8 protein-coding genes are annotated in these 12,611 nt (G+C 51.3%); 4 read left to right on the top strand and 4 right to left on the bottom strand.

Annotated features, from left to right (window positions below):
- Nucleotides 1–71 precede the first annotated feature (71 nt).
- From JK154_RS05360 to lrp, 4 genes are all read right to left on the bottom strand, one after another.
- Nucleotides 72–1,415, bottom strand: a complete 1,344-nt coding sequence (locus JK154_RS05360) for a replication-associated recombination protein A (RefSeq protein WP_211991482.1) — start codon at nucleotides 1,413–1,415, stop codon at nucleotides 72–74.
- Nucleotides 1,416–1,423: 8 nt separating this feature from the next.
- Nucleotides 1,424–2,035: an outer membrane lipoprotein chaperone LolA gene (lolA, locus tag JK154_RS05355; RefSeq protein ID WP_211991481.1), complete on the bottom strand. Its 612-nt coding sequence runs from the start codon at nucleotides 2,033–2,035 to the stop codon at nucleotides 1,424–1,426.
- 157 nt (nucleotides 2,036–2,192) lie between these two features.
- On the bottom strand, nucleotides 2,193–6,002 hold the full coding sequence (locus JK154_RS05350) for a DNA translocase FtsK 4TM domain-containing protein (protein WP_211991480.1): 3,810 nt from the start codon (nucleotides 6,000–6,002) through the stop codon (nucleotides 2,193–2,195).
- Nucleotides 6,003–6,124: 122 nt separating this feature from the next.
- Nucleotides 6,125–6,619, bottom strand: coding sequence for a leucine-responsive transcriptional regulator Lrp (lrp, locus tag JK154_RS05345; protein ID WP_000228469.1), 495 nt, complete (start codon nucleotides 6,617–6,619; stop codon nucleotides 6,125–6,127).
- Between the two features lie 494 nt (nucleotides 6,620–7,113).
- Between lrp and trxB the strand changes: the two genes are divergently transcribed.
- From trxB to aat, 4 genes are all read left to right on the top strand, one after another.
- A complete protein-coding gene (gene trxB / locus JK154_RS05340; RefSeq protein WP_211991479.1) occupies nucleotides 7,114–8,082 on the top strand; it encodes a thioredoxin-disulfide reductase in 969 nt (322 codons plus the stop codon).
- 116 nt (nucleotides 8,083–8,198) lie between these two features.
- Nucleotides 8,199–9,965 carry a cysteine/glutathione ABC transporter permease/ATP-binding protein CydD gene (cydD, locus tag JK154_RS05335; protein ID WP_211991478.1) on the top strand — a complete coding sequence of 589 codons (1,767 nt, stop codon included), beginning with the start codon at nucleotides 8,199–8,201 and terminating at the stop codon, nucleotides 9,963–9,965.
- Nucleotides 9,965–11,683, top strand: a complete 1,719-nt coding sequence (cydC, locus tag JK154_RS05330; RefSeq protein ID WP_211991477.1) for a cysteine/glutathione ABC transporter ATP-binding protein/permease CydC — start codon at nucleotides 9,965–9,967, stop codon at nucleotides 11,681–11,683. Before cydD ends, cydC begins: the two co-directional genes overlap by 1 nt.
- Nucleotides 11,684–11,734: 51 nt before the next feature.
- A complete protein-coding gene (gene aat / locus JK154_RS05325; RefSeq protein WP_211991476.1) occupies nucleotides 11,735–12,427 on the top strand; it encodes a leucyl/phenylalanyl-tRNA--protein transferase in 693 nt (230 codons plus the stop codon).
- Nucleotides 12,428–12,611 lie beyond the last annotated feature (184 nt).

Genomic DNA, 12,611 nt, shown 5'->3' with positions numbered 1-12,611 from the left:
TTGAATTAGGGGAATGCGGCCACAGCCTGCGACCGCTTGATAATCTTGGTAACCTTACCGCAACGCCTGCATTAGCGATAGCGTTTTGTGGGGCTTTTCTGATCCAGCTCAGTTAACCAGGTTAGCTTTTCGCCAATCTTACCTTCAAGACCCCGATTACTTGGCTGATAATAGCGCGTTTGTGCCATCTCTTCAGGGAAATACTCTTCACCTGCCGCATAGGCATTAGTCTCATCATGGGCATAACGATAGCCCTGCCCATAGCCCATCTCTTTCATCAGCCTGGTGGGGGCATTACGTAAATGAACCGGCACGTCATAATCCGGGCGTTCACGGGCATCAGCCATTGCCGCTTTAAATGCCTTATAGACCGCATTACTTTTTGGCGCACACGCCAGGTAGACAATCGCCTGGGCAATCGCTCTTTCCCCTTCTGCCGGCCCAACTCGGGTAAAACAGTCCCAGGCGGCAATCGCCACTTGCATCCCCCGAGGATCAGCATTACCTACATCTTCTGATGCAATAGCCAACAAACGGCGAGCGACATAAAGCGGGTCACCACCAGCGCTAATAATGCGTGCATACCAGTAAAGCGCGGCATCCGGGGCTGACCCGCGTACCGACTTATGAAGTGCGGAGATCAAGTCGTAAAAACGATCCCCTTTATTATCAAAACGAGCGCTACGTTCCCCAGCCACTTCAGTGAGTAAACTGGCTGGCAACCTGCGTACCCCTTTAGCGTCAATTTCCGCCATATCCGCCATCATTTCCAGGGTGTTCAGAGCACGCCTGGCATCCCCGTTAACTAACTGGGCTATGGCCAGGCGAGTATCATCGGGCAGGATAATTTTCTGATCCCCATAACCACGCTGTTTGTCGCTCATCGCCTGGTCAAGCACCTGCTCTATCTCTTTTTCGTTCAGTGACTTTAATAGATAGACCCGGGCCCGTGACAGTAAAGCAGAGTTGAGTTCAAAGGAGGGGTTTTCAGTTGTGGCACCAATAAAAGTCACAGTGCCATCTTCAATATGTGGCAAAAAGGCGTCTTGCTGACTTTTATTGAAACGATGAACTTCATCAACAAATAAAATCGTGCGTCGACCTGCTTGACGATTAAGTCGGGCACGCTCTATGGCTTCACGGATTTCTTTGACCCCGGAGGTCACTGCCGAGAGACGTTCAACATCTGCATTAGCATAGTGAGCGATCACTTCCGCCAGGGTGGTTTTACCGGTACCAGGGGGCCCCCAGAGAATCATCGAGTGCAGTTGACCGGCTTCAATAGCCCGGGGCAGCGGTTTACCCGCCCCCAAGAGGTGTTGCTGACCAATATACTGAGCGAGATTTTCTGGCCGCATACGGGCAGCCAATGGCTGGAAGCTATTGTCAGAAAAATCGAGCGACAGGTTACTCACGCTATCCCCTACTTACGCTGATCGTCTATCGTCACCCCAGCTGGCGGAGTGAAGGTGAATTTGCTGGCATCAACAGATGTTACCGGCTGGGCTTTTAAGCTATAACTACTACGCTGATCATCCTGCTCCACCGCACTGAAGCTATGGATGGTGCCGTCACGACCAACATTGATAGTGAACTGCTTCAGGTTTCCGGCACCATCTTTCGGCGTCAGAACGAAATCGTCCCCATTTTGTTTGATATTATACTGACCCCAGTCTGATGCCTGGTTTCGCGCAATCAGCATAAAGGGCGTATTGCTGGTGACATCTTTCAGCCAGTTGGCGCTCACCTGCTCCACAAAGGGATTATAGAACCACAGTGTTTTACCATCAGAGACGAGGATGCTTTCGTCCGGCTGCATCATATGCCAGTTAAACAGGTTAGGACGTTTTACCCATAAATCACCCTGGCCTTCCTGTACCGTAGCACCACTACCATCAGTGACTTTTTGGGTAAAATCGGCATGGAAGGTGCTGACTTTATCCAGGCGCCCCTGTAAGTCCCCGGCGGCATCGGCCAGGGCTGCACTGCTGCCCATAAAACCCAACAGTACACAGGCAATGACTACTTTTTTCATGATATATCCTCTGGATCTTGTGGCCATCCGGTGATGGTTTCTCTGTTGATGACTGTAGAGGGTTTCTTCACTGTGGCAACAGAAGAAGAAACCGAATCTTCAGTATTTACGCTTCTTTGCATCATCACGTGGTCGTCACCCCTGAGGGGGGACTCAGCTATTCATAGGGTGGTGGTGCCAGCACTTCACGGTTTCCATTATGTCCTTGTGGGCTGACAATCCCCTGCGCTTCCATTTGCTCGACAATACGCGCGGCCCGATTATAACCAATCCGGAACTGGCGCTGCACACCTGAAATAGAGGCTTTACGCTTTTCAACAACAAAGGCAACTGCTTGATCGAACAGAGGATCTAACTCTTCATCCCCGTCCAGCCCACCACCACCTTCTGCCCCATCTGATGAGGTAATTCCAGTGATGTATTGCGGACGTCCCCGGGCTTTCCAGTCCTGAACCACGGCATGGACTTCCTGGTCCCGGACAAAAGCACCATGAACACGAACCGGAGTGGTTGAGTTAGGGGCTGAGTAAAGCATGTCCCCCATCCCTAACAGGGATTCAGCCCCCCCCTGATCGAGGATAGTACGGGAGTCTATTTTGCTGGAAACAGTAAAAGCGATACGGGTCGGAATATTGGCTTTAATCAGGCCGGTAATCACATCAACCGAAGGACGCTGAGTGGCCAGTACCAAGTGAATACCTGCAGCACGGGCTTTTTGTGCCAGTCGTGCAATCAGTTCTTCCACTTTTTTACCCACTGTCATCATCAGATCCGCAAACTCATCCACCAGAACCACAATATAGGGAAGTTTCTCCAGCATCGGATGACTCACTTCCATACTGTCGCCCGGTTTCCAGAATGGATCAGGGATCGGACGTCCCATTTTTTCGGCTTCCAGTACCCTATCGTTATAGCCCGCCAGGTTCCTGACCCCGAGGGCAGACATGAGTTTATAACGCCGCTCCATCTCATTAACACTCCAGCGCAGCGCATTGGCGGCATCTTTCATGTCGGTGACCACTTCAGTCAGCAGGTGGGGAATCCCTTCATAGACAGAGAGTTCAAGCATTTTCGGGTCGATCATAATAAAGCGCACCTCTTCTGGGGTCGCTTTATAGAGCATACTGAGGATCATTGCGTTAACCCCCACCGACTTACCGGAACCGGTCGTCCCCGCCACCAGCAAGTGAGGCATCTTGGCCAGATCAGCGACGACAGGTTCCCCGCCAATATCTTTACCTAGCACGACGGTTAATGGAGAGCTGCTGTCACGAAAAGCAGGGCAGTCCAGCACTTCACGCAAGTAGACGGTTTGCCGTTTCTTATTGGGTAATTCCAGACCAACGTAAGGCTTGCCAGGAATCACTTCAACCACACGTACCGCAACGGTTGAGAGTGACCGCGCCAGATCACGGGAAAGATTTGAAATACGGGCAGCTTTAACCCCGGGGGCTAAATCCAGTTCAAAACGGGTGATCACCGGCCCTGGTGAGTAGTCAACCACGGTGGCTTTAATACGATAGTCCGCCAGTCGGGCCTCAACCAAGTGTGCCAGCTGCCGCATCGCAAATTCATCAACCGGTTCGATGGTCGCGGGAGGCGATGCCAGCAAGTCTAATGACGGTAGTGGCGTGGTCGGTTTTTGTAATGGCCGGCTGTCACCATTCCGCATCAGGAAGGGGTGAATTAAACTCTCTTCCGCTACGGGTCTTGTGGGCACCGCTGCCTCTTCTGGCAGAGATACCGTTAAGGGAGGCGCTGGCCTGTGAGATGACGACTGAGCAGGGACTACGTGATCAGGGGCGCCAGGGGGTGCAGCAGCCCCCGTTACGGATTCCGCTATGGGGGTAAATAACGGTTCCATAGGGCCATCGCTCACCAGTTCCTTCATCGGTGAATGGAATTCAAAATCATCCAGTGAAAATGGTGCCGTACTGGCGGAGTCAGCCTGGTGCGTCTGATGATAACGTTGCTGCTGTTGGGCCGCGAACTGGCGAGATAACTCCGCCTCAGCAGCAGCATCTTCAGCCGTCATATCCTCTTCAGCTTCAGCAGAATATTCACCATAACGCGCTTGTTGCTGGGCAGCAAACTGGCGTGATAATTCCGCTTCAGCAGCAACATCCTCATCCAGCTCAGGCCTGTCACTATAGCCTTGCTGTTGCTGGGCAGCAAACGTGTGTCCCAGCCCATGTTGATGTAACTCGTTCCCTTCATCCACGGGATTCTGTTGCTGAGTAAGATGCTCAACACGAGCCCGGGCTTCAGCCATACGCTGTGATGGCAACTTAATACCGTAAGAGGCCAGCTCACGACGGGTCGGTACCCGCACACGATTCGGGCGGGGCAGCTGTGGGCCTATGCCCTCTTTAACCTGAGGGCGTGGCGTATCACTGGCAATACTGAATACCGGGCTCACTGTGCTGCTGGCTGCCGCCACGGGGTTGGCGACTGACGCGGCAGAAGTCACAGACACTGCCGCATTAGACAGGGTACTCCCTGCCGTTGAGGAAACCGCACCCGTGGCAGCCACACGTCCAGTGCTTTCCGCGCGTTCAGATGCTGGCGATGAATATTGATAAGGCTGAGGCTCTTCTGTTGGCTGGTACCAGGCAGCCAGTTGCTCGCGCTCACGGGCTCGTTGTTGTTCCACCTCTTCAAAATGATAAAGCGGAGGGCGAACGTACTTAGCCTCTTCTGAGGGTTCTGGCGGGCTCATGGCAGGCTCTTCCCTGACATCTGTTACAGAATAATCTGGCTCAGGTGAAACGGCCACCGGTGAGTCATACACCGGTACTGACGACACAGCCGCCGGGGGCCTGTGGTCGACAGGGACGGGCTCTGACACAGTCCGCTGAGGAGAGGACACTGCTGCAGGACGAGGTTCCGGTTCAGGTGTATTAAACGTTGCCGCCAGGGGGGCTACAGGTGCAAAGTGCCCCCCTTCTGAAAGTTCAGGCTCATGAACAGGTGAGGCTGCGACAGTATCAGGCGCTGACTGACCATTAAAAAGAGGATCATTTTCATCGTGCACTGACTGGCCACTAAACAGCGGATCATCAGGCAGCGCTTCATCAGTGACTGAATGACCGGAAAACAGGACATCATCCGCATCGCCATGCGCGACTGGCGCCCTGACCTCTTCGTCATCTTCATCATCCATTCGCTTGCCAGAAAACAGGGCTTTATCAACGTTAGTCCCTTGCTGGGGTGAAAATTTTTGCGAAAGTTTCTGTCTGCGCGATAACGCCCCTCGCAGCATGCGTGTGCCACGAGCAGGTTTTTTAGCAGGTTCCGGGTCGGTTTCAGGCTCGTCGAGATAGTCGTCGTCCTGCCAGGTGTTATCCCTGCGTGTATGGTGGCTGGCAAAAGTGAGAATGCTGAGAGTAAAGCTACCTATTTTTTCAGCAATGCTGACCCAGGACCAGCCGGTAAAAAGTGTCAGACCTGCCGCCCAGACACAGAGTAAAATAAGGGTGCCACCACTGCTGTTCAGCTGGGGCTGCAGGGCCGTGCTCAGTAGGCTGCCGATGACCCCGCCAGAAGCAAAGTACCAGATATCATCCGCATTGATAGCTGCCAGCCCACAAGAGGTGAGAATCATGGCCAGCACGCCAATCAGACGAAGTGAAACAGCAAAATAGTCGATGAAATACTCTGCGTCACGCTGTTTCCAGGTGAACCAGCATCCCCCGATAAGAATCACCGGGATAGCATAGGCGATAACACCAAAGATGAAGAACAGCGTATCCGCTAGCCAAGCCCCGGGAATGCCCCCCAGATTGTGAATGGGTTCATGCCACGCAGTTTGCGACCAGCTAGGGTCTGAAGGATTAAAACTCAGTAGTGACACCATCAAATAGATGGCAAACAAGGCCACGAGCACCAGCAACGCTTCAAGTAACCGGCGTCCGCTGCTCAGCTTCTTCAATGTAACTTCTTTATCTTCGGTATATTCCTGGCTCAAGAAAGGCTCTCCAGGGTCTAAAACTCAATGGGAACAACAGAACCGGGCGTTACCGGAACTGTTGCTGTATGTATTCCCAGGAGTGTAACCAAAATATGCTAACTTTGCACCTGGCCCGTGTGTTACCGGGTTTTAATGACCAGGCGGTTACTCTGTTTGACTTCTTCCATAACCACGTAAGTACGGGTGTCATTGACCCCCGGTAAACGTAGCAGGGTTTCACCCAACAGCTTACGGTACGCAGACATATCAGGCACTCGGGTTTTCAGAAGATAGTCGAAATCCCCGGAAACTAAATGACATTCTTGAATCTCTTCAAGTTTCTGTACTGCCGCATTGAATTGTTCAAACACATCTGGTGCGCCACGGTTCAGTGTAATTTCAACGAATACCAGAAGTGATGCGTCCAGATAGTGAGGGTTCAGCAACGCTGTATAGCCCTGAATAAAACCCTGACGCTCAAGACGACGCACGCGCTCAAGGCACGGCGTAGGTGAAAGACCCACTCGTTTTGAAAGTTCAACGTTAGAAATACGTCCGTCTTTTTGCAATTCATTAAGAATATTGCGATCAATACGGTCGAGATCTTTGCCAGGGCGCTTTTTGCTGTCTACCATTATTATTGTCTCTCTCTAATTCCTTCCTTCACCTGCCATAACCCTGATGAGGCTGCTACTCAGGGTGTACGTAAGAAGACCGATGCCTGATGGCTGTATTGCTATCACGCATGGCGCCTGTCCACGCCATGCGTAAATATCAATGACTCGGATAAAAATGCACAGGATGAATGAAAAGCGGGAAGTGCTTCTCACACCTTAACTATTTTCTTCATCGAATGTTTTCGCAAATGCTCAGGGGATTGTCAAAGCAAAACATCTATTTTTAGTGAAACGTACCAAGTAATCTATTTTGCTAATGATTTTTTTGTTTTTCTTGCCGTAATCACGCTGCTGATACAATGATTTTTTATGCAATAATGTCGAAGTATTCATATTTCTTATAGCCAACAGCAATGACATTAATTGCTGCCAACCTGGTTCAGTGCTTTTTTTACCGTCACGAATTCCCTACAATCAACGATAAATATCGGCAAACGTTCAATGAGGTTGTCATGGGCACCGCTAAACACAGTAAACTTCTTATTCTTGGATCCGGCCCCGCGGGCTATACCGCCGCGGTATATGCTGCACGGGCTAATTTAAATCCGGTATTGATTACCGGCCTGGAAAAAGGCGGTCAGTTAACTACCACCACTGAGGTTGAGAACTGGCCTGGTGATCCTGATGATCTGACCGGTCCAGGGTTGATGGAGCGTATGCACGCACATGCAACGAAATTTGATACCGAAATTATTTTCGATTCTATCTCCAGGGTTGATTTACAAAACCGCCCATTCCGTTTGACAGGTGATAACGGTGAATACACCTGTGATGCTTTGATTATCGCGACGGGCGCTTCAGCACGCTATCTTGGGTTACCTTCCGAAGACGCCTTTAAAGGTCGTGGTGTTTCTGCCTGCGCAACCTGCGATGGGTTCTTCTACCGTAATCAGAAGGTGGCCGTGATCGGTGGTGGGAATACTGCAGTAGAGGAAGCCTTGTATTTATCTAATATCGCTTCCGAAGTGCATTTGATCCATCGTCGTGACAGCTTCCGTGCAGAAAAAATCCTAATCAACCGTCTGATGGATAAAGTAGAGAATGGCAATATCATCCTGCATACCCACCGGGTACTGGATGAAGTGCTGGGTGACCCGATGGGGGTCAATTCTCTGCGACTGCGTAGTGTTGAAGAAGGGGGCGCAGAAGAAATCCTTGACGTGGCAGGCCTGTTCGTTGCCATTGGCCATAGTCCGAATACGGCTATTTTCAACGGTCAGCTGGAACTAGAAAATGGCTACATCAAAGTGCAATCAGGCACTCAGGGCAATGCAACACAAACCAGTATCCCTGGGGTGTTTGCCGCCGGTGATGTGATGGATCATATTTATCGTCAGGCCATTACTTCCGCCGGCACCGGCTGTATGGCCGCCCTGGATGCGGAACGTTATCTCGACGCCTTAGCCATACAAAGTAAATAATTTTAATAATTTACAATAAAGGCGGCCTTCTGGGTCGCCTTTATTCATCCTGCCATGTAAGATTATGCGCTAAAATTGTCCGGGAATTCCTCCTTTTAACTGCAATCTGGCACGCGATGAATAAAACCCGTCAACAAGAAATTAGCCGCTGGCTAAAACAACAAAGTATTATCTCCCGCCGTTGGCTCGCTCTGTCACGTCTGCTTGGCTTGATAAGTGGCCTGCTGATTATTGCTCAGGCATGGGTCATCGCCCACCTGTTGCAATATATGATTATGGAAAACATTCCCCGTGAAGCATTGCTGCTGCCTTTTGTTTTGCTTGTTAGCATCTTTGTGCTGCGCGCCTGGGTGGTGTTTATCCGTGAAAAAGTCGGGTACTACGCGGGGTTATCTATCCGCCGCACGATTCGTAAAAAAGTCCTCGATCGCCTTCATCAGGCGGGTCCTGCATGGATAAAAGGTAAGCCAGTTGGCAGCTGGGCAACACTGATCCTTGAGCAGATTGAGGATATGCATGATTACTATGCCCGCTACTTGCCTCAGATGGCATTAGCCACCATGATCCCGTTATTAGTGGTTATCACTATCTTCCCTATTAACTGGGTTGCTGCCTTAATCTTATTAGGCACTGCGCCGTTGATTCCACTCTTCATGGCGATGGTCGGTATGGGGGCTGCTGATGCAAACCGCCGAAACTTCCAGGCTCTCGCGCGTCTGAGTGGCCACTTCCTCGATCGTTTACGTGGCATGGAAACGTTGCGTTTGTTTGACCGGGGCGTAGCAGAAACCGACAGCATTCGTGAAGCCAGCCGTGATTTTCGCCTGCGGACAATGGAAGTGCTGCGTATGGCTTTTCTTTCCTCGGCAGTACTGGAATTTTTTGCATCGCTCTCTATCGCCCTGGTGGCGGTGTACTTTGGTTTTTCTTACCTGGGTGAGCTGAACTTTGGCCACTATGGCACAGGGGTGACGCTATTTGCTGGTTTTCTGGCATTGATACTGGCACCGGAGTTTTTCCAGCCACTTCGGGATATGGGCACGTTCTATCATGCTAAAGCCCAGGCCGTGGGTGCAGCAGACTCACTGATGACGTTTATGGATGCACCTCTTCAGCACCCTGAACAGGGTCAGCAAAACTTATCCCAGACTACCGCTATCAGTATTGAAGCGGAAGATCTTGAAATTCTCTCACCAGAGGGACACCTGCTCGCCGGACCACTGACCTTCTCCGTGGCAGCAGGAAAACGTGTGGTACTGGTTGGACAAAGCGGGGCAGGAAAAAGCTCTCTGCTTAATCTGCTGTCAGGGTTTTTACCTTATCGGGGAAAATTACTGATTAACGGTATTGAGCTGGCACAGATCGCCCCGGACAGCTGGCGCAAACAGCTGAGTTGGGTAGGTCAAAACCCACAACTCCCGGCAGCAACACTGCGTGAAAACGTATTACTGGGTGATCCAGACGCGGACAATGACAGACTACAAGTGGCCCTTGAACGCGCCTCCGTCACGGAATTTTTACCCCTACTGCCCAATGGCATTGATACGGTTCTTGGCGATGATGCCGCCCGTTTGTCCGTCGGTCAGGCACAACGCGTCGCCGTCGCCAGGGCATTAATTAATTCTTGTGGTCTGCTGCTGCTTGATGAACCAGCAGCCAGCCTTGATGCCCACAGTGAACAGCGGGTAATGGCCGCCCTGAGCGATGCGTCATATCAGCAAACCACAATCATGGTGACGCATCAGTTAGATTATATCAGTGACTGGGATGAAATTTGGCTGATGCGCGACGGGCAACTTATTCAGCAAGGGAATTATCGGCAGTTAGCCGCCGAAGATGGTCCCTTTTCCGCCCTACTGGCACATCGCTTGGAGGAGATCTGATGCGCGCCCTGTTGCCTTACCTTGCTTTGTATCGCCGCCATAAATGGCTACTGTCAATGGGGGTGTTCTTAGCCATCGTCACACTGCTGGCCAGTATTGGTTTATTAACGCTGTCAGGCTGGTTTTTATCCGCTTCTGCCGTCATTGGAGTTTCCGGCATCTATTTTAACTATATGCTCCCGGCTGCCGGTGTTCGGGCTGGGGCTATTATTCGCACTTTGGGGCGTTACTGTGAACGTCTGGTTAGCCATGATGCCACCTTCAGGGTGCTGGAACACTTACGTGTCACCACCTTCAGTAAGTTGATCCCCCTTTCCCCTGCTGGACTGGCGCGTTTTCGTCAGGGAGAACTGCTCAACCGCATGGTGGCGGATGTTGATACTCTTGATCATCTCTATCTACGTGTGATCTCACCCGTCGTGGGTGCTTTTGTCGTGATAGTGGTTGTTACCCTGGGTCTGAGCCTTCTGGATCTCCATCTTGCGCTAACATTAGGCGGGATTTTATTGGCCACCCTGATTTTACTTCCTCCCTTATTTTACCGGGCAGGTCGGCCCAGTGGTGAACGACTTTCCTCCGAACGTGGACAGTATCGCCAGTTGCTCACCGCCTGGCTTCAGGGACATGCGGAACTGACTATTTTCGGTGCGACTGGCAGAGCACGAGCTGAACTGGAAGTCGCGGAACAGCGCTGGCAAGAAGCCCAATATCATCAGGCTTCTCTCAGCGCACTCTCTCAGGCCTTAATGTTGTTTATTAGTGGACTAACGGTGACCACCGTGCTCTGGATGGCATCAGCAGGCGTCGGTGCTAATACGACACCAGGCGCACTGATTGCGCTGTTTGTCTTCTGTTCACTGGCCGCTTTTGAAGCCCTTGCCCCAGTCACCGGAGCCTTTCAGCACCTTGGCCAGGTGATTGCATCAGCCCTGCGTGTTAGCCAAATTACCGGCCAGAAGCCTGAGGTGGTATTCCCGGATGGGGACATCATTGAACAGCCTCAAGCCGGGCTGGAGATCCGCCAGCTTACTTTTACTTATCCAGGCCAGTCCCAGGCGGTCCTGCACGATATTAATTTGTCTATTTCCCCAGGGCAGCATGTTGCCATCCTGGGCAGTACAGGTTGTGGGAAATCCACACTGTTGCAGTTACTCACTCGCGCATGGGATATGCAGCAAGGTGAAATTGATCTCAATACCCTGCCCATCAGTACCTTTGATGAGAGTACTTTGCGTGCTGCCACCAGCATGGTTCCTCAGCGAGTTCATCTGTTCAGTGCCACCTTGCGTGACAACTTGATACTGGCAGCACCGGACGCTCACGATGACACCCTCAGGGCGATCCTGGAACGTGTTGGTCTGGAGAAGCTCCTGCTGGGCGAAGGCCTGGATGGATGGCTGGGTGAAGGAGGACGTCAATTATCCGGGGGCGAACTACGCCGACTGGCGATTGCCCGGGCACTTTTGCATCATGCTCCCCTGATGCTGCTTGACGAGCCGACAGAAGGCCTGGATGCGGAAACCGAGCATCATATGCTGGAATTACTTGCTGAGGTGACTAAAGATAAAACGGTTCTGATGGTTACTCACCGTTTACGCGGGTTACAACGTTTTGACAGCATAGTGGTGATGGACAATGGCCGTATTGTTGAGCAGGGACATCATGATGAATTAATGGCCCTGGGTGGCCGTTATTATCAGTTTCATCAGCGTGTCTGACACCCTTGGGTAGTGGCTTAATCTCATTCCAGTTCACGGAGTTATAACGTTATGCAGCTGACGCAGCTTTATCCTGATTCAACTGCCTTCCCTTCTCCAGAAAAAGCCTTGCGCGACCCCAACGGGCTATTGGCTCTTGGGGGCGATCTCAGCCCGGCACGTTTAGTAATGGCATATCAGCGTGGTATTTTTCCCTGGTATTCCCCGGGTGACCCCATTTTATGGTGGTCACCCGACCCCAGAGCGATACTGGACCCACAACAGTTCCACCTGAGCAGAAGCATGAAGCGTTTTCATAAAAATACGCCCTACCATGTGACGATGAATCACGCATTTGAACAGGTGATTGCTGGTTGTAGCCATGACCGTGATGATGGCACCTGGATAACCGCGGATATCATTGCCGCTTATGTCCGTTTGCACCATCTGGGGCATGCTCATTCCATTGAAGTCTGGCAAGACAGTGAATTAGTGGGGGGATTGTATGGTGTCGCACAAGGGGCTCTGTTTTGTGCTGAGTCCATGTTTAGCCGCCAGACAAACGCATCAAAAACGGCTTTACTTGTTTTTTGTGAGCACTTTATTCATTATGGCGGCAAGTTAATTGACTGCCAGGTGTTAAACCCTCATACCGCGTCATTAGGTGCCAGAGAAATTTCACGTCGCCACTACCTGAGCCAGCTGGATTTATTGCGGTCAGAGCCCATTAATTCCCAATGCTGGCATAAACAAAATCTGACGTGATAATGTTTCGGCACATTTTATTTGAGGGTGTTATAATCAGCGACGCCAAGTGAATTTTGCCTGGTGTCCCCGCTGCCTTTAGGATGAGTAATTAAAGGGAATACCCTCGATATTTATTACCTCAACATTCTGATAAGCCACTTGATGTGGCACTCATTGGTTTGCGGGTGGCAGGCAAAATATA

Source organism: Citrobacter sp. JGM124, from assembly GCF_018257795.1.
In the GTDB taxonomy this organism is placed as follows: domain Bacteria; phylum Pseudomonadota; class Gammaproteobacteria; order Enterobacterales; family Enterobacteriaceae; genus JGM124.
This window is presented reverse-complemented; position numbering and strand designations above follow the sequence as displayed.